Origin of the sequence: Pseudomonas fluorescens (assembly GCF_003732425.1) — a bacterium.
GTDB classification, from domain to species: Bacteria; Pseudomonadota; Gammaproteobacteria; order Pseudomonadales; family Pseudomonadaceae; genus Aquipseudomonas; species Aquipseudomonas fluorescens_BE.
On the sequence record NZ_MOBX01000014.1, the window covers coordinates 198,383 to 221,878 of the forward strand.

The following is a 23,496-nucleotide window of genomic DNA, read 5'->3' on the forward strand; positions in this document are numbered from 1 at the left end:
TTTCCCTTTAGTCGATGACTTTCGGAACCAGATACAGGCCGTTTTCGACCGCTGGTGCGATGGACTGGTAGGCCTCGCGGTGATTGGTCTCGGTCACAACGTCGGCGCGCAGGCGCTGACTGGCTTCCAGCGGGTGGGCCAGAGGCTCGATTCCGTCGGTATTAACAGCCTGCATTTCGTCGACCAGACCGAGAATGCTGTTGAGGGCGGAAGTAATGTGTGGAAGATCGGCATCATTAAGGCCAAGGCAGGCCAAATGAGCGATTTTTTCCACGTCGGAGCGTTCTAGCGCCATCGGGATTCTCCTGTGGAAAACAGAACGGACGGCGTCCGTGTGTTAGATTGTCGGAACACTACCGCACTTCTACGGTCATAAGGCCGCGATTGTGGGGCTTGGTGCACAGAAAAGCGGCCAATTTAACATATTGGCGCCTTGCCCAAAATCCCTGTCGTTGTTAGAGTTTGCCGCACTTTTTTACCCACGCGTTGCCTAGGGTCCCTTTCCCATGTTCAAGAAACTGCGTGGCATGTTTTCCAGCGATCTTTCCATTGACCTGGGCACTGCCAACACCCTTATTTACGTGCGCGAGCGCGGTATCGTCCTGAATGAGCCATCGGTTGTGGCCATTCGGACACACGGTAACCAGAAAAGTGTCGTTGCTGTCGGCACCGAGGCCAAGCGCATGCTCGGCCGTACGCCGGGCAACATTGCTGCCATTCGTCCGATGAAAGACGGCGTGATCGCCGACTTCAGCGTTTGCGAAAAGATGCTGCAGTACTTCATTAACAAGGTTCACGAAAACAGCTTTCTGCAGCCTAGCCCTCGTGTGCTGATCTGCGTTCCATGCAAATCCACCCAGGTTGAGCGTCGCGCCATCCGTGAATCGGCCCTTGGTGCCGGTGCCCGTGAAGTGTTTCTGATCGAAGAGCCAATGGCCGCTGCGATCGGTGCCGGCCTGCCGGTCGAAGAAGCGCGCGGTTCGATGGTCGTGGATATCGGTGGTGGTACCACTGAAATCGCACTGATCTCCCTGAACGGTGTGGTCTATGCCGAATCCGTCCGCGTGGGCGGCGACCGCTTCGACGAAGCGATCATCACTTACGTGCGTCGTAACTACGGCAGCCTGATCGGTGAATCGACCGCTGAGCGCATCAAACAGGAAATCGGTACGGCCTACCCGGGCGGCGAAGTTCGCGAAGTCGACGTTCGTGGTCGCAACCTGGCCGAAGGCGTTCCACGCGCATTCACCCTGAACTCCAACGAAGTGCTGGAAGCTCTGCAAGAGTCCCTGGCTACCATCGTTCAGGCTGTGAAAAGTGCCCTGGAGCAATCGCCGCCGGAACTGGCTTCCGACATCGCCGAGCGTGGCCTGGTGCTGACCGGTGGTGGCGCGCTGCTGCGTGACCTCGACAAGTTGCTGGCCCAGGAAACCGGTCTGCCAGTGATCGTTGCCGAAGATCCGCTGACCTGTGTGGCTCGCGGCGGTGGCCGTGCATTGGAAATGATGGATAAGCACACCATGGACCTGCTCTCGAGCGAATAAGTCGCCGGGTGCAATACGTGGGTGAGCGCGCAGGCAGCACTTTGCAGTGCTGCCTGTTGGCGTTTATCTTCTGTCAGTCTTCATCCAGGCCGGTTTGATGCCGTATGAATAAACAGAACATTTGCCTGGGAGGAGCGGCTTATTAAACCGCTTTTCGCCAAGGGCCCTTCGTTGGGCGTGCGCCTGTTGGTGCTGGCCGTGCTATCGATCGCGCTGATGGTGGTCGATGCCCGCTTTGATCTGCTCAAGCCTGCGCGCAAACAAGCGTCGCTGGTGCTGATGGATGCCTACTGGATCACAGACCTGCCCGGTCGCTTGTGGGAAGGTGTCGCCAGCCAGTTCGGCAGCCGCACCGAGCTTGTCGCCGAAAACGAAAAACTCAAGACCGAAAACCTGCTGCTGCAGGGTCGCATGCAAAAGCTTGCCGCCCTCACCGAGCAGAACGTTCGGCTGCGCGAGTTGCTCAATTCTTCTGCACTGGTCAACGAAAAGGTCGAAGTGGCCGAGTTGATCGGCATGGACCCCAACCCGTTCACCCATCGCATCATCATCAATAAAGGTGAGCGTGATGGCGTGGTGCTCGGTCAGCCAGTGCTCGATGCACGCGGCTTGATGGGTCAGGTGGTCGAGTTGATGCCTTACACCTCGCGTGTCTTGCTGCTTACTGACAGCACACACAGCATTCCCGTACAGGTCAATCGCAACGGGCTGCGGGCCATTGCCAGCGGCACCGGCAACCCGGAGCGCCTGGAATTGCGTCATGTCGCCGACACGGCGGACATCAAGGAAGGCGATCTGCTGGTCAGCTCCGGCCTTGGTCAGCGCTTCCCGGCTGGCTATCCGGTCGCGACGGTGAAGGAAGTGATCCACGATTCCGGTCAGCCGTTTGCCATCGTCCGCGCCGTGCCGACCGCCGCACTCAATCGCAGCCGCTACATGTTGCTGGTGTTCAGCGACAGCCGTACCGCCGAAGAGCGAGCCAACGATGCGGCGCAAGCCCAGGAAAGTCTTGATGCCTTTGGCGGCGGCCCGATTATTCCGGCGACCGTGCCGAAAACCGTGACCCCGCCTGCTGCGGCGGCTGCGACGCCCGCGACGCCTGCCGCACCGGCCGCTGCCGTTGGCTCCGCACCGGCCAAACCTGCTGCAAGCAAACCGCCCGCGGCTGCCAAGCCACCGGCAGCGACGCCAGCGGCGGCCAAACCTCCAGCTGCCCAGCCTGCTGCGCGACCTGCGGCCAAACCGCCAGTCAATGCACCAGCGACAACCGGGAGACAAGAATAATGGTCGGGGCCACTGCGTCGCGTAATGGCTGGATTGTCTGGCTGACCTTTGTTGTCGGCATACTCCTGAGCGTGTCGCCATTACCGATTTTCATGGAGATCCTGCGTCCGTTATGGCTGGCCTTGCTCCTGACATTCTGGGCTTTGTATATGCCGCATACAGTCGGCATGGTCACAGCGTTTTGCCTGGGCCTGGCCGAAGACGTGCTGCAGGGTGATCTGCTCGGTCAGAACGCGCTGATCCTGACCCTGATTACCTTCCTCGTGCTGTCATTGCAGCAACGCCTGCGAATGTTCCCGATGTGGCAGCAATGCCTGGTGATCCTGGTGATTTTCGGCCTCGCGCAACTGGTGCAGTTGTGGCTCAGTGCCTTGACCGGTAACCGTCAACCAACCCTGGCGCTGGTACTGCCGGCGCTCGTCAGTGCCTTGCTCTGGCCTTGGGTCAGCTTTGCCCTACGCGGATTGCGCCGACGCTACAAAATCAATTGAGCCGGTGAAGCTGGGCACTGAACAGGGAGATGTTTTGATGAAGCCGCTTTACCTCGCCTCCGGATCGCCGCGTCGACGTGAACTGCTCACGCAGATCGGCGTTCCGTTCTCCGCCATCAGTGCGGACATCGACGAAACCCCAATACCCGAAGAATCGCCCTCGGCCTATGTCGAGCGTCTGGCGCGCGGCAAAGCCGAGGCCGGACGCCGCACGGTCGTGTCCGCTCAGCCGTGCTGCGTGCTGGGTGCCGACACCGCCGTGGTGCTGGACGGCAAAATTCTTGGCAAACCGGTGGACGAAGCCGATGCATGCGCCATGCTGATGATGTTGTCCGGCAAGGAGCATGAAGTGCTGACCGCCATTGCCGTGCTCGAAGGCGAGCGCTGCGAGTCGCGGGTGGTGCGCAGTCTGGTGCGGTTCCGCGCGATCAGTATTGAAGAAGCTGCCGCTTACTGGGCCAGTGGCGAGCCACGGGACAAGGCCGGCGGTTATGGCATTCAGGGGCTTGGCGCGGTATTTGTCGCGGGCCTCAATGGCAGTTACTCGGCGGTGGTCGGGTTGCCTGTTTGCGAAACCGCAGAACTGTTAGGCCATTTCGGCATACCCTGTTGGCAAAACCTGAACGCGCCATAAGCGTCGTACCCATCCAGATGCGGCCATTATCGTGAACACGCCTGAACGAGATCCTGCCATGAGTGAAGAGATTCTGATCAACATCACGCCGATGGAGTCGCGCGTGGCGGTGGTCGAAAACGGTGTGCTGCAAGAAGTGCACGTTGAGCGCACGCAAAAACGCGGGATCGTCGGCAACATCTATAAAGGCAAGATCGTCCGCGTGCTGCCGGGTATGCAAGCCGCTTTCGTCGACATCGGACTGGATCGCGCCGCGTTCATTCATGCCGCAGAAATCTCCCTGCGCGAAGGCCCGGCGGTGGAAAGCATCAGCGCGCTGGTGCACGAAGGCCAAAGTCTGGTGGTGCAGGTCACCAAGGACCCGATCGGCTCCAAAGGCGCGCGGTTGACCACGCAGTTATCGATCCCATCGCGTTACCTGGTGTACATGCCGCGCACCGCCCACGTCGGCATTTCCCTGAAAATCGAAGATGAAGCCGAGCGCGAGCGCCTCAAGCAGGTGGTCAGCGATTGCGTGGCCAAGGAAGGGATCAAGGAGGCCGGCGGTTTCATCCTGCGCACTGCCGCCGAAGGCGCTGGTGCCGATGAAATCCTCATGGACATCCGTTACCTGCGGCGCCTGTGGGATCAGATCAACGAACAGATCAAAACCATCGCCGCGCCGAGCGTGATTTACGAAGACCTCGGTCTGGCGTTGCGTACCTTGCGTGATCTGGTTAACCCGAAAATCGAGAAAATTCGCATCGATTCCCGGGAAACCTTCCAGAAAACCACGCAATTCGTCGCCGAACTGATGCCGGAAATCGCCGATCGTCTGGAACATTACCCGGGCGAGCGACCAATTTTCGACCTGTATGGCGTCGAAGACGAAATCCAGAAAGCCCTCGAACGCAAGGTGCCGCTCAAATCCGGTGGTTATCTGGTGGTGGATCCGGCGGAAGCCATGACCACCATCGATGTGAACACCGGGGCTTTCGTCGGTCACCGCAACCTCGAAGAAACCATCTTCAAGACCAATCTCGAAGCGGCCACCGCGATTGCCCGGCAAATGCGCCTGCGCAATCTGGGCGGGATCATCATCATCGACTTCATCGACATGGAAGATGAAGAACACCAGCGCCAGGTATTGCGCACTCTGGAAAAGCAACTGGAGCGTGATCACGCCAAGACCAACATCATCGGTATTACCGAGTTGGGTCTGGTGCAGATGACCCGCAAGCGTACCCGGGAAAGTCTCGAGCAAGTGCTGTGTGAACCGTGCAGCAGTTGTCAGGGGCGCGGCAAGCTCAAGACTGCGGAAACCATCTGTTACGAGATCTTCCGCGAGATCCTGCGTGAAGCCCGCGCCTATCAGGCCGAGGGGTATCGAGTGCTGGCGAACCAGAAAGTCGTCGACCGTTTGCTCGACGAAGAATCCGGTAATGTCGCCGAGCTTGAAGGGTTTATCGGTCGCACCATCCGCTTCCAGGTGGAAACCATGTATTCCCAGGAACAATATGACGTGGTGCTGCTCTGATCCCCTGCGTCACTTTTATTCCACCGCGGCTGGCCTCAGCTTTTCGCAGTATTTTTGCCATGGGAGCCAACTGACATGGAGCGTCTGACACGCATTCTGGCCACACTCACCCGCTGGGGGCTGGGCCTGTGCGCGTTGGTTCTGGTGTTGATGGCGTTGTACGTCAGTCTCGGTCGTGAGCTGACCCCGCTGGTGGCCGAATATCGCGCCGACATTGAAGACAAGGCCAGTGCCGCCCTTGGTATGCCGTTGCAGATCGGCGAACTGGAAGGTAACTGGAGCGGCTTTGCGCCGATCCTGCTGGCTCATGACGTGATGGTCGGCGACGGTGCCAATGCGCTGCGTCTGGATCGGGTGCGGGCGGTACCGGATCTGTGGGCCAGCCTGTTGGCGCGCGAAGTGCGCATTGCCCACCTTGAACTCAATGGCCTGAAAATCAGCCTCAAGGAAGCCGAAGACGGCAGTTGGGCGCTGGAAGGCTTGCCGGTGCAGAACGATCAGCCGCTCGATCCGCAGCAGTTGTTCAATCGCTCGCAAATGATTCAGCAACTGTCGGTGCTCGACAGTCAGGTGACCTTGCAGCCGCTGGATCACGCGCCACTGACCCTCACCTATGTCGGCCTCAATCTGAAAACCGGCGCCAGTCGTCAACGGCTCGATGCGCGTTTGACCTTGCCGGATGGTCAGCCCGTTGCACTGAGTCTGCGCACGCGGATTCGCCCCGAGCAATGGCAGGACAGTGTGGTGGACGGTTACGCCAGCCTGCCGCAAAGCGACTGGTCGAAGTGGCTGCCGGAACGCCTTACCCAGCAGTGGAATTTTTCCGAGATCAAGGCCGGCGGCGAACTCTGGGTCAATTGGGCCAAAGGTACGCTGCAAAGCGCAGCGCTGCGTTTGAACGCGCCGCAACTGACCGGCGCCTATGCCGACCGCAAGCCAATTCAGATCAATAATCTGGCGCTCAACGCGTATTACGAGATCGGCGCCGAGGGCGCGATCCTCACCCTCGACTCGTTGGCGATGAATTTCGGCGAAAACCGCTGGGAGTCGCATGTACAAGTGAGACAGACGCGGGCGACCGACAAGGTCGATGAGCTCTGGCATCTGCAGGCAGATCGTCTCGACCTGACCCCGATCACTCCGCTGCTGAATGCCTTGGGGCCACTGCCACAAGGGTTCGCCACGGCCGTCGAGCATCTGAAAGTCACCGGTGGTCTGCGCAACGTGCTACTGGATTTCCGCCCCAACGCCACCGATGGCAGCAAATTCAGTTTCGCCACCAATCTGGATAACGTCGGTTTCGACGCCTATCACGGCGCTCCGGCAGCTCGAAACGTCAGCGGTAGCCTCAGCGGCAACCTCGACGGTGGCGAGTTGCGCATGGACAGCAAGGATTTTGTCCTGCACCTCGACCCGATTTTCGCCAAGCCATGGCAGTACATTCAGGCCAATGCGCGGCTGACCTGGAAGCTCGACAAAGACGGTTTCACCCTGATCGCTCCGTACCTGAAAGTGCTCGGCGAGGAGGGCAAGATTGCCGGCGACTTCCTGATTCGCCTGCATTTCGACCATAGCCAGGAAGACTACATGGACCTGCGGGTCGGCCTGGTCGATGGCGACGGTCGCTACACGGCCAAGTATTTGCCCGAAGTCCTTAGCCCGGCGCTCGACGAGTGGCTGCGTACGGCGATCCTCAAAGGTGCAGTGGATCAGGGGTTCTTCCAGTATCAGGGCTCACTGAGCAAAAATGCCGGGGAGGCTGATCGCAGCATCAGTCTGTTCTTCAAGGTCCACGATGCCGAATTGGCCTTCCAGCCGGGCTGGCCGCACGTGAGTAAAGTCAGTGGCGACGTGTTCATCGAAGACAGTGGCGTGCGGATCGTGGCCGACAAGGGCCAGTTGCTCGACACTCAGGTCAGCGATGTCTTCGTTAATATTCCCCATGTGCCGGCCGGGCAGCACACGCACATGTACCTTGATGGCGGCTTTGCCGGCGGTCTCGGTGATGGGCTGAAAATTCTTCAGGACGCACCGATCGGCACCGGTGAGACCTTTGCCGGATGGGAAGGCGCGGGGGATCTGCAAGGCAAGCTCAAGCTCGATATCCCGCTGGACAAGGGCGGCGACCAGCCGAAAATCCTCGTCGACTTCAAAACCGCCAATGCGCGACTGAAACTGGCTGAGCCGAAGCTGGAGCTGACGCAACTCAAAGGCGATTTCCGTTTTGACAGCGCCAAAGGACTCAGCGGGCAGAACATCGCCGCGCGGGCGTTCGACAAACCCGTGACCGCACAGATATTCGCCGATGGCAGTCCCGGCAAGCTCAAGACCCGGGTCGCCGCATCCGGACAGGTCGAAGTGAAGAAACTCACCGACTGGCTGGGCGTGACGCAACCCTTGCCGGTTTCCGGGACCATTCCCTATCAATTGCAATTGAATCTGGACGGCGCCGACAGCCAGTTGCTGGTCAGCTCCAGCATGAAAGGCGTGGCGGTAGATCTGCCGGCACCCTTCGGCATGGCGGCGGATGTCGGGCGCGATACCGTGTTCCGTATGACGCTGCAGGGGCAGGAACGGCGGTATTGGGTCAATTACGACCAGTTGGCCAACTTCACCTTCGCCGCACCGCCAAGCAATTTTGCCGAGGGCCGTGGCGAATTGTTCCTCGGTGCCGGCGAAGCGGTGCTGCCGGGCGCCAAAGGCTTGCGGATTCGCGGGGTGCTCTCGGAACTGGACGTCGCGCCGTGGCAGGATCTGGTCAACAAATACGCTGGGCAGGATCCGGGCGGCAGCGCCAAGCAACTGCTCAACAGCGCTGATTTCAAAGTCGGCAAGCTCACCGCATTCGGAACAACGCTGGATCAGGCGTCGGTTCAGGTCAACCGCAAGCCGGGCGCGTGGAATCTGGCCCTCGACAGTCAGCAGGCCAAAGGCTCGGCGAGCCTGCCGGACGCCAAGGGCGTGCCGCTTGCGGTCAATCTGCAATACGTGAAACTGCCGGCGCCGGACCCGACGGTGCAGGCTGACGAGAATTCGCCAGACCCATTGGTGTCGGTTGATCCGACGAAGATTCCGGCGCTGGATATCACCATCAATCAACTGTTTCTCGGGCCGGACCTGGTTGGCGGCTGGTCGCTCAAGGTACGCCCGACCGCCAAAGGCATTGCGCTGAATAACCTCGACATGGGCCTCAAGGGCATCCTGTTGCAGGGCAACGGCGGTTGGGAAGGCGCGCCGGGGGCGACCAATAGCTGGTTCAAAGGCCGGATTGGCGGCAAGAACCTCGCCGATGTGCTCAAGGGCTGGGGCTTTGCGCCGAGCGTGACCAGCGAAGAATTTCATATGGACGTCGACGGCCGTTGGCCGGGCTCGCCGGCCTGGCTGGCGACCAAGCGCTTCTCCGGCACGCTCGATGCGTCGTTGAACAAAGGTCAGTTTGTTGAAGTGGAGGGCGGCGCGCAGGCGTTGCGAGTATTTGGCCTGCTTAACTTCAACTCCATCGGCCGGCGTCTGCGTCTGGACTTCTCCGATCTGTTCGGCAAAGGCTTGAGCTACGACCGGGTCAAAGGTCTGCTGGTGGCGAATAATGGTGTGTATGTCACCCGTGAACCCATTCGCCTGACCGGCCCATCGAGCAACCTTGAGCTGGACGGTACGCTGGACCTGGTCGGTGACAAGGTCGATGCCAAGTTGCTGGTGACCTTGCCGGTGACCAACAACCTGCCGATTGCGGCGCTGATCGTCGGTGCGCCGGCGGTCGGCGGCGCGTTGTTCCTGATCGACAAGCTGATCGGTGACCGCGTGGCGCGCTTCGCCAGTGTGAAATACACCGTCAAAGGCCCATGGAAAGAGCCGAAAATCACCTTCGACAAGCCTTTTTGAGTAGCATGACTCTATTCCCGATGCAGGAGCTGCCGCAGGCTGCGATCTTTTGATTTTGTTTTTTAAAATCTAGATCAAAAGATCGCAGCCGGCGGCAGCTCCTACACGGTTATGTGCAGATCCCGAGGAGTGGCCATGTCTTTAGCGGTGATTCAAATGGTCAGCCAGAGCGACGTGCTGGCCAATCTGGCCCAGGCCCGGCGCCTGCTCGAACAAGCTGCTGCCGGCGGTGCGAAGCTGGCGGTGCTACCGGAAAACTTCGCCGCTATGGGCCGTCGCGATATCGCTGACATCGGCCGTGCCGAAGCAATGGGCGAAGGACCGATCCTGCCATGGTTGAAACAGACCGCCCGCGACCTCAAGTTATGGATAGTGGCTGGCACCTTGCCGTTGCCGCCGGTGGATCAGCCGACGGCCAAGGCCAATGCCTGCTCGCTGCTGTTCGATGATCAGGGCGAAATCGTTGCACGCTATGACAAGCTGCATCTGTTCGATGTCGATGTGGCGGACAATCGCGGCCGTTATCGCGAATCCGATGACTATGCTTATGGCAGTGGCGTCGTCGTTGCCGACACGCCGGTGGGGCGAGTCGGTTTGACCGTGTGTTACGACTTGCGCTTTCCCGAGCTGTACAGCGAATTGCGTGCTGCCGGTGCCGAGTTGATCACTGCACCGTCAGCCTTCACCGCAGTAACCGGCGCAGCGCATTGGGATGTGCTGATTCGCGCGCGCGCCATCGAGACGCAGTGTTATGTGCTCGCCGCAGCGCAGGGCGGAACCCATCCGGGACCGCGGGAAACCTTCGGCCATGCGGCAATCATCGACCCCTGGGGTCGTGTGCTGGCGAGTCAGGATCAAGGCGAAGCGGTGTTGTTGGCCGAGCGCGATAGCCATGAACAAGCGTCCATCAGGGCGCGAATGCCGGTGGTGAGCCATCGGCGGTTTTTCTCGCAGGGCGCACAGCGGCCTGCTTCAGAACACGAATTTAAGGCGTAAACCTATGAGCGAGTTGTTGTCCTCAGTCAGTGATCACCTGTTGGCGCCCGGCGGCGTGACGATCGAGAGCCTGCAAGGCGTGCTCGGCGACCTTGCCGGCCCCGGCATCGACGCCGCCGACCTGTATTTCCAGGGCCAGATATCCGAGTCCTGGGCGCTGGAAGACGGCATCGTCAAAGAAGGCAGCTTCAACCTCGACCAAGGTGTCGGCGTCCGCGCGCAGTCCGGTGAAAAGACCGGTTTTGCCTACAGCAACGCGATCACCCTCGAGGCCCTCGGCGCAGCGGCCCGTGCCGCGCGTTCGATCTCCCGCGCCGGGCAGAACGGCACGGTGCAGGCGTTCACCACTCAAGACGTCGCGCAACTGTACGCGCCGGATAACCCGCTGGAAGTATTGAGCCGTGCCGAGAAAGTCGAACTGCTCAAGCGCATCGATGTAGCCACACGCGCACTCGACCCGCGTATCCAGCAGGTCAGCGTCAGCATGGCGGGTGTGTGGGAGCGGATTCTGGTCGCGTCCACCGATGGCGGGCTGGCGGCGGATGTACGGCCACTGGTGCGCTTCAACGTCAGCGTGATTGTTGAGCAGAATGGCCGTCGCGAGCGCGGCGGGCATGGCGGAGGAGGGCGTACCGACTATCGTTATTTCCTCGCCGAAGACCGCGCCATGGGTTATGCCCGTGAAGCTCTGCGCCAGGCGCTGGTGAATCTGGAAGCGATTCCGGCGCCGGCCGGCACCTTGCCGGTGGTATTGGGTTCTGGCTGGTCCGGCGTGCTGTTGCACGAAGCGGTTGGTCATGGTCTGGAAGGCGATTTCAACCGCAAGGGCAGTTCCGCCTATAGCGGGCGCATGGGTGAAATGGTTGCGTCGAAACTCTGCACCATCGTCGATGACGGCACATTGTCTGGCCGCCGCGGTTCGCTCAGCGTCGACGACGAAGGCACACCGACCGAGTGCACCACGCTGATCGAAAACGGCGTACTCAAAGGCTACATGCAGGACAAGCTCAACGCGCGCCTGATGGGTGTGGCCCGCACCGGCAACGGCCGTCGTGAGTCTTACGCTCACCTGCCGATGCCACGCATGACCAACACTTACATGCTCGGCGGCGAAAGCGATCCGGCGGAAATCATCGCCTCGGTGAAGAAGGGCATCTACTGCGCCAACCTCGGCGGTGGTCAGGTCGACATCACCAGCGGCAAGTTCGTCTTCTCCACCAGCGAGGCGTACCTGATCGAAGACGGCAAGATCACCGCACCGGTCAAAGGCGCGACATTGATCGGCAACGGCCCTGAGGCGATGAGCCGGGTGTCGATGGTCGGTAACGATCTGGCGCTGGACAGCGGTGTGGGTACGTGCGGCAAGGATGGACAATCGGTGCCGGTAGGCGTCGGTCAGCCGACGTTGAAGATCGATGCGATCACCGTGGGTGGCACGGGCGCATAAGTAAACCAGCTATAGGTGCTGCCGAAGGCTTCGATCTTTTGATCTTGCTTGTAACAACCAAAGCCAAAAGATCGCAGCCTGCGGCAGCTCCTACACGTGGCGAGATATCAACGCAGACCGCGTTGAGTCTCGTCCAGCTCACGGATGTACTTGAAGATCTTGCGGCTGGAAGCAGGAGGTTTGTTTTGCGCAACCTCGTGCTGAGCCTGACGGATCAGGGAACGCAGTTGCTGGCGATCGGCGTCCGGGTACTCGACGACGAATTTCTCCAGCACGGCATCGTCGCCTGCGATCAGGCGATCACGCCAGCGTTCGAGATTGTGGAAACGCTCGTTGTACTGACGAGTCGAGGCATCGAGTTGATCGAGCAGCGTGAGAATCGCGTCAGTGTCCTGATCGCGCATCAGTTTGCCGATGAACTGCAAGTGCCGTTTACGCGCGATGTTCGCGGTGTGCTTGGGCGCATCGGCCAAAGCCCGGCGCATGGCGTCGGTCAGCGGCAGTTTTGCGATCAAGTCTGGCTTGAGTGTGGTCAGGCGCTCGCCGAGGTCAACCAGAGCATGCAGCTCGCGTTTGACCTGAGATTTGCTTTTTTCTCCCGTATCGAGGGAGTCGTCGTAAGAATCAACCATGGTGGCAGTCCGCAAAGAAACGCCGCCATGATAACCAGTCGGGGGCCGCTTGTCCGGCCCGGTCGCTCGATGACCCCAGCCGAAAGCAGAATTTGAGTGGAGATGAGCATGAGTGCAGTTCAAAGCGTCGGCCCGCAGGCATTGCCGGCACTGCAGGAGCAAGTCGAGCAGATCATCGCCGAAGCCAAGCGTCAGGGTGCCAGTGCCTGCGAAGTCGCGGTGTCGCTGGAGCAGGGCCTGTCGACATCGGTGCGCCAGCGCGAAGTCGAAACGGTCGAGTTCAACCGCGATCAGGGCTTTGGCATCACATTGTATGTGGGCCAGCGCAAAGGCTCGGCCAGCACCTCGGCGACCGGCCCGGAGGCGATTCGCGAGACCGTTGCTGCAGCTCTGGCCATTGCTAAACACACCTCCGAAGACGAGGCCTCGGGTCTGGCCGACGCGGCGTTGATGGCCAAGGAACAGCATGATTTCGATCTGTTCCACGAGTGGGACATCACCCCGGAGCAGGCCATCGAGAAGGCCTTGCTCTGTGAGGCAGCGGCTTTCGACGCCGATGCGCGGATCAAGAACGCCGACGGCACCACGCTCAGCACTCATCAGGGCTGCCGCGTGTACGGCAACAGCCACGGTTTCATTGGTGGCTACGCATCGACCCGGCACAGCCTGAGTTGCGTGATGATTGCCGAGGCTGATGGCCAGATGCAGCGCGATTACTGGTATGACGTGAACCGTCAGGGCACTTTGCTGGCTGATCCGGTGAGCATCGGCCAACGTGCTGCGCAGCGGGCGGCAAGCCGTCTGGGTGCGCGTCCGGTGCCGACCTGCGAAGTGCCGGTGCTGTTTTCTGCCGAACTGGCTGGTGGTCTGTTCGGCAGTTTCCTCTCGGCGGTGTCCGGCGGCAGCCTGTATCGCAAGTCGTCATTCCTTGAAGGCACCCTGGGGCAGAAGCTGTTCCCGGAATGGCTGACCATCGATGAGCGTCCGCACCTGATGCGCGCGATGGGCAGTGCTTCGTACGACGGTGATGGTCTGGCTACGTATGCCAAACCGTTCGTCGAAAAAGGCGAGTTGGTGTCGTACATCCTCGGCACGTACTCCGGACGCAAGCTCGGTATGCCGAGCACGGCCAACGCTGGCGGCGTACACAACTTGTTCGTCACCCATGGCGATGAAGATCAGGCTGCACTGTTGAAGCGTATGGGCCGTGGCTTGCTGGTCACCGAATTGATGGGCCATGGCTTGAACATGGTCACCGGCGACTATTCGCGCGGGGCGGCGGGTTTCTGGGTCGAGAATGGCGAAATCCAGTTCGCGGTGCAGGAAGTCACTATCGCCGGCAACATGCGTGACATGTTCAAGCAGATCGTCGCGGTCGGTAATGATCTGGAACTGCGCAGCAACATTCGCACGGGTTCGGTGTTGATCGAGCGGATGACCGTCGCGGGCAGCTAAGCCTCAGCCGTCACAAGATAAGGCGCGCCACCTCAACGGGTGGCGCGCCTTTTTTATTGGTTCCACACAAAACCATGTGGGAGCGAGCCTGCTCGCGAAAGCGATTTAACTGCCGATCGCAGTGCTGACTGACACGACGCCTTCGCGAGCAGGCTCGCTCCCACAATGAGATATGCAGAGTTCGGCGCTCTTGTTTTGGTTCTCATTATCATCTAATAATAAATCTCATTATCGGATGAGCCCCGGATCATGAGTTCTGCCTTGCACGAGCAGCCGTACCTCGAAAGCTGGCGCTGGATGAGTCGCCAGATCCGTTGCGCGATGGATCCCGACGAACCGCGCCTGATCGAACACTATCTGGCCGAAGGCCGGTATCTGGCCTGTTGTACGGCGACTTCTCCCTGGACCATCGCTGAAACCTCCTTCCGTCTGCTGCTCGACACGGCCACCGACATCGCGTTGCCGTGGCACTGGCGCAGCTTCTGTCTCGATCAAGCCTGGCGCCCGCTGCGTGAAATGGAGCGCCTGTCCCTGTGCAAATGCCGGCTCCAGCGCTGGCAACGCTACACCTGGCAGCTCGCTACCTGCGAACTGCTGCCCTCGATTCCTCTTATTGAACTGGTGCAAGGATTTTCAGATGACCAAGACACGTATTGAGCGCGACAGCATGGGCGAACTGCAGGTGCCGGTGGACGCTCTCTACGGCGCGCAAACCCAGCGCGCGGTGGATAACTTCCCGATCAGCGGCAAACCGATGCCGACGCAATTCATTCGCGCGCTGATCCTCGCCAAAGCCGCCGCCGCCCGCGCCAACGTTGAACTCAACCAGATCAGCGCCGCCCAGGGCAAAGCCATCAGCGACGCCGCGCAAGGCCTGCTCGAAGGCGACTTCATGCCGCATTTCCCGGTGGATATCTTCCAGACCGGTTCCGGCACCAGCTCGAACATGAACGCCAACGAAGTGATCGCCACCCTGGCCAGCCGTCTGCTGGGTGAGCCGGTGAACGCCAACGATCACGTCAACTGCGGCCAGAGCAGCAACGACATCATCCCGACCACCATTCACGTCAGCGCTGCGCTGGCCTTGCACGAGCAACTGCTGCCGGCGCTGCTGCACCTGGTGCAAGTGATCGAGCAAAAAGCCACGCACGTACATCACCACGTCAAAACCGGCCGCACGCATTTGATGGATGCGATGCCGGTGCGCATGAGCCAGGTGCTGAACGGTTGGGCGCAGCAGCTCAAAGCCAATATCAGTCATCTGCAGGATTTGCTGCCGAGTCTGCAATCCCTGGCGCAGGGTGGCACGGCGGTCGGCACCGGGATCAACGCGCATCCTGAGTTCGCCGCTCGATTCAGCCGTCATTTGAGCCAGTTGGCCGACGTGCAATTCACTCCGGGCACGGACCTGTTTGCGCTGATCGGCTCGCAGGACACCGCCGTCGCCGTCTCCGGCCAGCTCAAGGCCACCGCGGTGTCGCTGATGAAAATCGCCAACGACCTGCGCTGGATGAACTCAGGCCCGCTCGCCGGCCTCGGCGAAATCGAACTCGAAGCCCTGCAACCGGGCTCGTCGATCATGCCGGGCAAAGTCAATCCGGTGATCCCGGAAGCCACTGCCATGGTTGCCGCACAAGTGATCGGCAACGATTCGGTGATCACCATCGCCGGCCAGTCGGGCAACTTCGAACTGAACGTGATGCTGCCGATCATCGCGCAGAACCTGCTGAGCAGTATCGAGCTGCTGGCCAATTCCAGCCGCTTGCTCGGCGACAAAGCCATCGCCAGCTTCAAGGTCAATGAATCGCGCTTGAAAGAAGCGCTGTCACGCAACCCGATTCTGGTCACCGCACTGAACCCGATCATCGGTTACCAGAAGGCTGCCGAAATCGCCAAGCAGGCTTACAAGGAAGGCCGCGCGGTGATCGACGTCGCCCTGGAACACACCGACCTGTCACGCAGCCAACTGGAAGAGTTGCTCAACCCCGAGAAACTCACCGCCGGCGGCGTGTAAACCCCGCAACCGCTTTGGAGGCTCACCATGGAGCACTGGAAACGCACGATCGAACGGGCCAATCGCTGCTTCATGCTCGGCGAACTGATCGACGCCCGTGAGGCTTACCTGCAAGCCCTGGCCCTCGCGCAAGTGTTGTTCGAACGTTGGGCGGATGCCGACGAAGCGGTGGCGGCTTGCGTCATCTCCCACCACAACCTGGCGGATCTGCACTTGCGTCTGAATCAGCCGGAGGAGAGCGCCGAATACCTCTGCGCCATCCATCAGCGCTTGTTGCAGACCATGCAGGACGAACGTCAGCGCTTGACCTTGCGTGAAGCGGCATTACGCCAGAGCAGCAAGACCTACGTCGAACTGCTGAATTTCATCAGCGAACACGGCGAATACCCGCGCACTCAACGTCTGCTGCATCCCGATACCGGCAATGCGCGCCGCGCGCCTGCCCCCCATCACCATGGAGTCCATTGAAATGGCTTTTACCTTGCCTGCTTTGCCTTACGCCTACGACGCCCTCGAGCCGCATATCGATGCGCAGACCATGGAGATCCACTACACCAAGCATCACCAGACTTACATCAACAACCTCAACGCCGCGGTAGAGGGCACTGAATACGCTGAGTGGCCGGTGGAAAAGCTGGTCGCCAGTGTTCAGCAACTGCCGGAAAAGCTTCGAGCGGCGGTGATCAATCAGGGCGGCGGTCACGCTAATCACTCATTGTTCTGGGAAGTGATGGTGCCCAACGGTGGCGGTAAGCCTGATGGTGCGCTGGCCAAGGCCATCGATGAGCAACTGGGCGGCCTCGACAGCTTCAAGGAAGCTTTCACCAAAGCCGCGCTGACCCGTTTCGGCAGCGGCTGGGCGTGGCTGAGCGTGACTGCGGAAAAGAAATTGATAGTGGAAAGCAGCGGCAATCAGGACAGCCCGTTGATGAACGGCAACACGCCAATTCTCGGTCTCGACGTCTGGGAGCACGCCTACTATCTGCGCTACCAGAACCGTCGGCCGGAATACATCAACGCCTTTTACAACGTGATCAATTGGCCTGAAGTGGCTGCGCGCTATCAGGCCGCACTGGTTTAAGTCTTCTATAAAAACAATCCAAGGCTGACTATGGGCACTGAAACACTGGCGATCGGAAGTGGGCGTATGTTTCGTTACGCGGTGGGTTCGCTGTTGCTGTTGGCGGGCATGACCTTGCTGGTCGCTCACGGACTGGAATGGCTGAATCTGGAGCCAAGGCTGTTGCGGGCGTTGCAGGGTGGCGCGATCTGCGCCCTCGGTACGGCGCTTGGCGCAGTGCCGGTGCTGGTGATTCGGCGCATGCCGCAGGCACTCAGCGATACCTTGCTGGGCTTTGGTGCCGGGGTGATGCTGGCGGCGACGGCGTTTTCACTGATCGTGCCGGGCATTTCCGCCGCTGAAAGTCTTGGGCTGACCCCGTGGGGTGCCAGCGGCCTGATCTGTTTCGGCATCATGCTGGGTGCGTTCGCGCTATATCTGGTCGATCGCAAGGTGTCCGGCGCGTCCCCGGAAATGCTCGTCGGCACTGTAGAGCATCCGGTGATTCCGCCACGGATCTGGCTGTTCGTGTTTGCCATCATTGCCCATAACATCCCGGAAGGCATGGCGGTCGGCGTTTCCGCTGGCGGCGGCATGCCGGATGCGGACAGCCTGGCCATGGGCATCGCTTTGCAGGATGTACCGGAAGGTCTGGTGATTGCGCTGGTGTTGGCCGGGGCGGGCATGTCGCGGGGCAAGGCGTTTCTGATCGGCGCGGCGTCAGGTCTGGTTGAGCCTGTGTTTGCGCTGTTGTGTGCGTGGCTGGTCAGTCTGGCGCAGGTATTGTTGCCGTTAGGTCTGGCACTGGCGGCGGGGGCAATGCTGCTGGTGGTGACTCACGAAGTGATACCCGAGTCGCGACGCAATGGTCATGACAAGCTGGCGAGTCTGGGTTTGCTGATCGGGTTTTGTTTGATGATGGTGATGGATACCGCGTTGGGTTGAAGATCAAAAGATCGCAGCCTGCGGCAGCTCTTACAGGGAGCTGCCGCAGGCTGCGATCTTTTGACTTTGGCTGTCAGCCGCCTTCATCGAAGTAGTTGTTGATCAACGCCACCAGCGCATCCAGCGCTTCCTGCTCCTGATGCCCTTCAGTACTCAGATAGATTTTGGTGCCTTTGCCAGCCGCCAGCATCATCATTGCCATAATGCTTTTGCCATCAACCGTGGTCTCTGGTGTACGACCCACTCTGATCGTGCAATCCGGATACTGCCCGGCCACCCCGACAAACTTGGCCGATGCGCGGGCATGCAGGCCCAGCTTGTTGATGATTTCGATTTCCAGAGCAGGCATCGCGGTGTGAATCCTTTAAGTGAGGTCGCGGTGGCGAACCTGGACGTTCTTCAGGGTTTTCTGCAGGGCCTGACCCAGGCGTTCGGTCAGGTAGACGGAGCGGTGATGCCCGCCGGTGCAGCCAATGGCAATGGTGACGTAGGCGCGGTTGCTCGCGGCGAAGCGTGGCAGCCACTTGTGCAGGTAGGTGAAGATGTCCTGATACATTTCTTCGACATCCGGCTGTGCCGCCAGGTATTCGGCCACCGGCGCATCGAGACCCGATTGCGCGCGCAGTTCCGGCTTCCAGTACGGATTGGGCAGGCAGCGCACATCGAATACCAGATCCGCATCCACCGGCATGCCGCGCTTGAAGCCGAATGACTCGACCAGGAACGCCGTGCCCGGCTCCGGCTGGTTCAGCAGACGCAGCTTGATGGAGTCGCGCAACTGGTACAGGTTCAGATTGGTGGTGTTGATCTTCAGGTCCGCGAGATCGGCAATCGGGCCGAGCAGGGCGGTTTCATCCTGGATCGCCTCGGCCAGCGAGCGGTTGGCGTTGCTCAGCGGGTGACGACGGCGGGTTTCGGAGAAACGCTTGAGCAGGGTCTCCTCGTCGGCGTCCAGATACAGCACATCGCACTGGATGTGCTTGCTGCGGACATCTTCCAGCAGTTCGGGGAAGCGTGTCAGGTGGCTCGGCAGGTTGCGCGCGTCGATTGACACGGCCACCAGCGGCTGCGCCAGTTCCGTGTGAATCAGCGCGCGTTCGGCCAGTTCCGGCAGCAAGCCTGCGGGCAGGTTGTCGATGCAGTAATAGCCGTTGTCCTCAAGAACATCCAGAGCCGTACTTTTACCCGAGCCGGAGCGGCCACTGACGATGATCAAACGCATGATTAATGCCCGTTCTGCTCGCTCAGGACGACCTGATACAAGGCTTCGCTACTCGGTGCGCTGCGCAGTTTTTCGCGCACTTCCTTACGATCAAGCATGCTGGCGATCTGACGCAGCAACTCCAGATGCGCATCGGTGGCAGCCTCCGGGACCAGCAGAACGAACAGCAGGTCAACCGGTGCGCCGTCAATGGCGTCGAAATCAATTGGAGCATCAAGGTGCATCAGCGCACTGATCGGTGCTGTGCAACCCTTGAGACGGCAATGGGGGATGGCGATGCCGTTACCAAAACCGGTAGAGCCGAGTTTTTCACGGGCAATCAATGCCTCGAAGACATCTTGCATCTCCAGATCCGGCACTTCGCGGGCGATCAGGTTGGCAATTTGTTCGAGGGCTTTCTTTTTACTGCCGCCCGGCACGTTCACCAGGGAACGGCCGGGGGTCAGGATACTTTCAAGTCGGATCATGGTTTAGGGATGTTAACGACCGGTCGCGCCCTGGAGGAGGCTCTGGGTCTTTTCCTTATGCTTTTTGAGTTGGCGATCCAGCTTGTCGGTGAGTGAGTCGATCGCAGCATACATATCAGTATCTTCTGCGTTGGCGACCACTTCGCTGCCGGGTATATGCAAGGTGGCTTCGATTTTCTGCTTCAGCTTTTCGACGCACATCGTGACCTGCACGTTGGTGATCTTGTCGAAATGGCGCTCCAGTCGTTGGAGTTTTTCCTCGATATAGGCGCGCAGAGGTTGGGTCACTTCCAGTTGGTGTCCACTGATGTTGACTTGCATACAGCTTCTCCTTCGTTGCCAGTGCATAAAGCGGCAGGCTGGATAGCCTGCCACTGGAACGCTGTAACGTGGCTTACATCAACCGCTTGCGTTCGCTCGAAGGCGCGATCCCGAGGGATTCGCGGTACTTGGCGACGGTGCGGCGAGCCACCTGAATGCCTTGTGCCTCCAGTAAACCAGCGATCTTGCTGTCACTCAACGGCTTTTTCTGATTTTCCGCGGCAACCAGTTTTTTGATGATCGCGCGGATCGCCGTGGACGAGCATTCGCCGCCTTCGGAGGTGCTGACGTGGCTGGAGAAAAAGTATTTCAGTTCATAAATACCGCGGGGGGTATGCATGAATTTTTGCGTGGTCACCCGGGAAATCGTCGATTCGTGCATGCCGACCGCTTCAGCGATGTCGTGCAGAACCAACGGTTTCATCGCTTCGTCGCCGTACTCCAGAAAACCGCGCTGATGCTCGACGATCTGGGTGGCTACTTTCATCAGGGTTTCGTTGCGGCTCTGCAGGCTCTTGATGAACCAGCGGGCTTCCTGCAACTGATTGCGCATGAAGGTGTTGTCGGCGCTGGTGTCGGCGCGGCGGACGAAACCGGCGTATTGGGCGTTGACGCGCAGGCGCGGTACCGATTCCTGATTAAGTTCGACCAGCCAGCGCTCGTTGTCCTTGCGCACGATGACGTCAGGGACGACATATTCGGCTTCAGTCGACTCGATCTGCGAGCCCGGACGCGGATTGAGGCTTTGTACCAGTTCGATGACCTGACGCAGCTCGTCTTCCTTGAGCTTCATCCGGCGCATCAACTGGCTGTAATCGCGGCTGCCGAGCAGGTCGATGTAATCGCTGACCAAGCGCTTTGCTTCAGCCAGCCAAGGCGTCTTGGCCGGCAGCTGACGCAATTGCAGCAGCAGGCATTCGCCAAGGTTGCGCGCGCCGATACCGGCTGGTTCAAATTGCTGGATGCGGTGCAGGACGGCTTCGATTTCGTCGAGTTCGATGTCCAGTTCCGGATCGAATGCCTCGAGGATTTCTTCGAGGGTTTCGTCCAGGTAGCCCTGATTGTTGATGCAATCGATCAGGGTTACAGCGATCAGGCGATCGGTGTCGGACATCGGTGCGAGGTTCAGTTGCCATAGCAGGTGGCTTTGCAGGCTCTCGCCGGCGGACGTGCGGGTGGTGAAATCCCACTCGTCATCATCGCTGCTGGGCAGGCTGCTGGCGCTGGTCTGGTAAACGTCTTCCCAGGCCGTGTCGACCGGAAGCTCGTTGGGGATGCGTTCGTTCCATTCGCCGTCCTCGAGGTTGTCTACCGTCGGGGCGGTTTCCTGATAGGAAGGTTCCTGGATCTCGGTGTTGGGTTTCTGTTCGGCGTTGTCGGCCAAGGGATCGGAATTGTCGAAGTCGTCGCCTTCTTCCTGGCGTTCGAGCATCGGATTGGATTCCAGCGCCTCCTGGATTTCCTGTTGCAGATCCAGGGTCGACAATTGGAGCAGGCGGATGGCCTGTTGCAGCTGCGGTGTCATCGTCAGCTGCTGGCCCATTCTCAAGACTAGCGATGGTTTCATGGCAGGGGCTTAACACCTTATTCGCCGGCGCTATGCGCCATCCACTACAGGGCGCCGAAGCGCCAAACTTAAGCAAATTATATGCCTGAAACTGAAGTGTTTGCCTAGAGCGCTGTAACAATTAAAGCGTATTAAATCCTGCTTGAATCGATACAGCGCCCGGGCGGCGCACCGGGCACTGTTGCGCTTACAGGCGGAACTCGTGGCCCAGATACACTTCCTTGACCAGATCGTTGGCCAGGATGGTTTCTGCGTCGCCTTCAGCGATCAGTTGACCATCGTTGACGATGTAAGCGGTTTCGCAGATATCCAGCGTCTCACGGACGTTGTGGTCGGTGATCAATACACCGATGCCCTTGGCCTTGAGGTGGTGGATTATCTGCTTGATGTCGCCGACCGAGATCGGGTCGACACCGGCGAACGGTTCGTCGAGCAGGATGAATTTCGGGGCCGTTGCCAGCGCGCGCGCAATTTCCACGCGGCGGCGTTCACCACCGGACAGGCTCATGCCGAGGTTGTCGCGGATGTGGCTAATGTGGAATTCCTGCAGCAGGCTTTCCAGTTCCTTGCGACGGCCGGCCTTGTCGAGCTCCTGACGGGTCTCGAGGATGGCCATGATGTTGTCGGCTACCGACAGTTTGCGGAAGATCGACGCTTCTTGCGGCAGGTAGCCGATACCAGCCTTGGCGCGACCGTGCATCGGCTGGTGGCTGACGTCCAGATCGTCGATCAGGACGCGGCCCTGATCGGCCTGTACCAGGCCGACGATCATGTAGAAGCAGGTCGTCTTGCCGGCGCCGTTCGGGCCAAGCAGGCCGACGATCTGGCCGCTGTCGATCGACAGGCTGACGTCACGCACGACCTGGCGGCTTTTATAGGCCTTGGCCAGGTGCTGAGCTTTCAGAGTTGCCATTACTGGGTTTTCTCGTCGGTTTTCTTCTTCGGCTGGATCACCATGTCGATGCGCGGACGCGCCTCGGTGACCTTGCTGCCGGTAGCGCGACCGGCGCTGGCGAGTTTCTTCACGGTGTCATAGACGATTTTCTCGCCTTGCGTCGTGTTGTTGTCCTTGTCGACAACCTTGGCCTTGTCGATCAGCACAACGCGGTTTTGCGCGGCGTGGTACTGAATCGTCACGCCCCAGCCCTGCACAGGCTTGGTGTCACCTTGAGTTTGCAGTTGTTCGAAGTAGGCGAGGTTGCCCACCGACGTCACGACGTCGATATCACCGGTCGGGGTGCGAGTGATGGTCACGGTATTACCGGTCACCTTCATCGAGCCCTGAGTGATGATCACATCACCTTTATAGGTAGCGATGCCGTTCTTGTCGTCCAGTTGGGCGTCGTCGGCCTGAATGCGGATAGGTTGCTGCTGATCGTTCGGCAGAGCCCAGGCGCTCACGCTTCCCAGTGCTGCGCCCAGACTGAGCAAAATAGGGAGGGTTTTAACGAGCCTCATACTGTCCTCTTACGTTCGATTGCAGGTGTATCCTGCTTTCCTTCAGGTACGCTTTCATTCCGACGCCAGTCGATACACCGCCAGCACCCTCGATTCTAACGGGTTGCTCGGTCTGCGCATATTCTTGCTGCGGGAACACGGTCATGCGGGTACTGGTGATCAGGGTGCCGCGGTTTTTCTCATCGGTGCGCTGCACGCGTACCGAGTCGATCAGTTCGACTTCGGTGCCGCCCGAGTTCACTTCGCCACGCTCGCTGGTCACGTGCCATGGGAAGTCAGTGCCGCGATACATGTTCAGATCCGGCTTGGTGACCAGGGTGACATCGGTGGCCTTGACGTGCTCGGCCTTGTCGGAAGTCATCTCGTACTGCACCTTGCCGTCGGGCAAGTACTGAATGGTGTGTGTGTTGGTCGCGTACCAGTCGATCGGATTCTCGGCAGTCGAGACGGGTGGCTTGTCGAGGAAGCGTTCCGGGCTGATGTTCCAGTAGCCCACCGCGGCAAATATCGCGGCGATGCAGCCGAACAGCAGGAAGTTGCGAAATTTTTTGCTAAACATGG

The 23,496-nt window shown here is 59.8% G+C and carries 24 protein-coding genes; 14 read left to right on the forward strand and 10 right to left on the reverse strand.

Annotated features, from left to right (window positions below; translation table 11 throughout):
• Positions 1 to 7: 7 nt before the first annotated feature.
• Positions 8 to 295: an Asp-tRNA(Asn)/Glu-tRNA(Gln) amidotransferase subunit GatC gene (gatC, locus tag BK670_RS17930; protein ID WP_007901429.1), complete on the reverse strand. Its 288-nt coding sequence runs from the start codon at positions 293 to 295 to the stop codon at positions 8 to 10.
• 211 nt (positions 296 to 506) lie between these two features.
• On the opposite strand from gatC, the gene mreB reads away from it, so the two are divergent.
• The 8 genes from mreB to tldD all read left to right on the forward strand — a co-directional run bounded on the left by mreB (position 507) and on the right by tldD (position 11,794).
• Positions 507 to 1,544: a rod shape-determining protein MreB gene (gene mreB / locus BK670_RS17935; RefSeq protein ID WP_002555108.1), complete on the forward strand. Its 1,038-nt coding sequence runs from the start codon at positions 507 to 509 to the stop codon at positions 1,542 to 1,544.
• A 141-nt stretch (positions 1,545 to 1,685) separates the two neighbouring features.
• On the forward strand, positions 1,686 to 2,828 hold the full coding sequence (gene mreC, locus BK670_RS17940) for a rod shape-determining protein MreC (protein ID WP_123451666.1): 1,143 nt from the start codon (positions 1,686 to 1,688) through the stop codon (positions 2,826 to 2,828).
• A complete protein-coding gene (gene mreD, locus BK670_RS17945) occupies positions 2,828 to 3,319 on the forward strand; it encodes a rod shape-determining protein MreD (RefSeq protein ID WP_034154468.1) in 492 nt (163 codons plus the stop codon). Before mreC ends, mreD begins: the two co-directional genes overlap by 1 nt.
• 37 nt (positions 3,320 to 3,356) lie before the next feature.
• A complete protein-coding gene (locus tag BK670_RS17950; protein ID WP_123451668.1) occupies positions 3,357 to 3,953 on the forward strand; it encodes a Maf family protein in 597 nt (198 codons plus the stop codon).
• Positions 3,954 to 4,011: 58 nt separating this feature from the next.
• Positions 4,012 to 5,469 (forward strand): ribonuclease G, encoded by a 1,458-nt coding sequence (rng, locus tag BK670_RS17955; RefSeq protein WP_007915369.1) that lies wholly within the window; start codon positions 4,012 to 4,014, stop codon positions 5,467 to 5,469.
• A 75-nt stretch (positions 5,470 to 5,544) separates the two neighbouring features.
• Positions 5,545 to 9,351, forward strand: coding sequence for a YhdP family protein (locus BK670_RS17960; RefSeq protein WP_123451670.1), 3,807 nt, complete (start codon positions 5,545 to 5,547; stop codon positions 9,349 to 9,351).
• Positions 9,352 to 9,486: 135 nt separating this feature from the next.
• Positions 9,487 to 10,347 (forward strand): carbon-nitrogen hydrolase family protein, encoded by an 861-nt coding sequence (locus BK670_RS17970; RefSeq protein WP_123451672.1) that lies wholly within the window; start codon positions 9,487 to 9,489, stop codon positions 10,345 to 10,347.
• Positions 10,348 to 10,351: 4 nt separating this feature from the next.
• On the forward strand, positions 10,352 to 11,794 hold the full coding sequence (gene tldD / locus BK670_RS17975) for a metalloprotease TldD (protein WP_034154473.1): 1,443 nt from the start codon (positions 10,352 to 10,354) through the stop codon (positions 11,792 to 11,794).
• 107 nt (positions 11,795 to 11,901) lie between these two features.
• On the opposite strand, the gene yjgA is transcribed toward tldD, so the two are convergent.
• A complete protein-coding gene (gene yjgA / locus BK670_RS17980) occupies positions 11,902 to 12,426 on the reverse strand; it encodes a ribosome biogenesis factor YjgA (RefSeq protein ID WP_007915377.1) in 525 nt (174 codons plus the stop codon).
• Positions 12,427 to 12,534: 108 nt separating this feature from the next.
• Between yjgA and pmbA the strand changes: the two genes are divergently transcribed.
• The 6 genes from pmbA (at position 12,535) to BK670_RS18010 (ending at position 17,900) form a co-directional block, all read left to right on the forward strand.
• Positions 12,535 to 13,881: a metalloprotease PmbA gene (gene pmbA, locus BK670_RS17985; RefSeq protein ID WP_123451674.1), complete on the forward strand. Its 1,347-nt coding sequence runs from the start codon at positions 12,535 to 12,537 to the stop codon at positions 13,879 to 13,881.
• A 249-nt stretch (positions 13,882 to 14,130) separates the two neighbouring features.
• Entirely contained in the window at positions 14,131 to 14,538 is a 408-nt protein-coding gene (locus BK670_RS17990) for a FagA protein (protein WP_095049750.1), read from the forward strand.
• Positions 14,519 to 15,895: a class II fumarate hydratase gene (locus BK670_RS17995; protein WP_123451676.1), complete on the forward strand. Its 1,377-nt coding sequence runs from the start codon at positions 14,519 to 14,521 to the stop codon at positions 15,893 to 15,895. Before BK670_RS17990 ends, BK670_RS17995 begins: the two co-directional genes overlap by 20 nt.
• Before the next feature lie 27 nt (positions 15,896 to 15,922).
• Positions 15,923 to 16,363 (forward strand): hypothetical protein, encoded by a 441-nt coding sequence (locus tag BK670_RS18000; protein ID WP_123451678.1) that lies wholly within the window; start codon positions 15,923 to 15,925, stop codon positions 16,361 to 16,363.
• A 1-nt stretch (position 16,364) separates the two neighbouring features.
• The gene (locus tag BK670_RS18005) at positions 16,365 to 16,976 is read left to right on the forward strand and encodes a superoxide dismutase (protein ID WP_123451680.1); all 612 of its coding nucleotides are present in this window, start codon (positions 16,365 to 16,367) and stop codon (positions 16,974 to 16,976) included.
• Positions 16,977 to 17,006: 30 nt separating this feature from the next.
• On the forward strand, positions 17,007 to 17,900 hold the full coding sequence (locus BK670_RS18010) for a ZIP family metal transporter (protein ID WP_123451683.1): 894 nt from the start codon (positions 17,007 to 17,009) through the stop codon (positions 17,898 to 17,900).
• 73 nt (positions 17,901 to 17,973) lie between these two features.
• Here the strand turns inward: BK670_RS18010 and BK670_RS18015 are convergent, their stop codons facing one another.
• The 8 genes from BK670_RS18015 to lptC form a co-directional block, all read right to left on the reverse strand.
• Positions 17,974 to 18,249 carry an HPr family phosphocarrier protein gene (locus BK670_RS18015; RefSeq protein WP_008085079.1) on the reverse strand — a complete coding sequence of 92 codons (276 nt, stop codon included), beginning with the start codon at positions 18,247 to 18,249 and terminating at the stop codon, positions 17,974 to 17,976.
• Between the two features lie 15 nt (positions 18,250 to 18,264).
• The gene (rapZ, locus tag BK670_RS18020; RefSeq protein WP_123451685.1) at positions 18,265 to 19,122 is read right to left on the reverse strand and encodes an RNase adapter RapZ; all 858 of its coding nucleotides are present in this window, start codon (positions 19,120 to 19,122) and stop codon (positions 18,265 to 18,267) included.
• A gap of 2 nt (positions 19,123 to 19,124) precedes the next feature.
• A complete protein-coding gene (ptsN, locus tag BK670_RS18025; protein WP_123451686.1) occupies positions 19,125 to 19,589 on the reverse strand; it encodes a PTS IIA-like nitrogen regulatory protein PtsN in 465 nt (154 codons plus the stop codon).
• A 12-nt stretch (positions 19,590 to 19,601) separates the two neighbouring features.
• Positions 19,602 to 19,910: a ribosome hibernation-promoting factor, HPF/YfiA family gene (gene hpf / locus BK670_RS18030; protein ID WP_123451688.1), complete on the reverse strand. Its 309-nt coding sequence runs from the start codon at positions 19,908 to 19,910 to the stop codon at positions 19,602 to 19,604.
• A gap of 73 nt (positions 19,911 to 19,983) precedes the next feature.
• Positions 19,984 to 21,477, reverse strand: a complete 1,494-nt coding sequence (locus BK670_RS18035) for an RNA polymerase factor sigma-54 (RefSeq protein ID WP_123451690.1) — start codon at positions 21,475 to 21,477, stop codon at positions 19,984 to 19,986.
• A gap of 187 nt (positions 21,478 to 21,664) precedes the next feature.
• Positions 21,665 to 22,390 carry an LPS export ABC transporter ATP-binding protein gene (gene lptB / locus BK670_RS18040; RefSeq protein WP_008085069.1) on the reverse strand — a complete coding sequence of 242 codons (726 nt, stop codon included), beginning with the start codon at positions 22,388 to 22,390 and terminating at the stop codon, positions 21,665 to 21,667.
• The gene (lptA, locus tag BK670_RS18045; RefSeq protein ID WP_095139496.1) at positions 22,390 to 22,935 is read right to left on the reverse strand and encodes a lipopolysaccharide transport periplasmic protein LptA; all 546 of its coding nucleotides are present in this window, start codon (positions 22,933 to 22,935) and stop codon (positions 22,390 to 22,392) included. The genes lptB and lptA overlap by 1 nt, the downstream gene beginning before the upstream one ends.
• Positions 22,922 to 23,494, reverse strand: coding sequence for an LPS export ABC transporter periplasmic protein LptC (gene lptC, locus BK670_RS18050; RefSeq protein WP_123451692.1), 573 nt, complete (start codon positions 23,492 to 23,494; stop codon positions 22,922 to 22,924). Before lptC ends, lptA begins: the two co-directional genes overlap by 14 nt.
• Positions 23,495 to 23,496 lie beyond the last annotated feature (2 nt).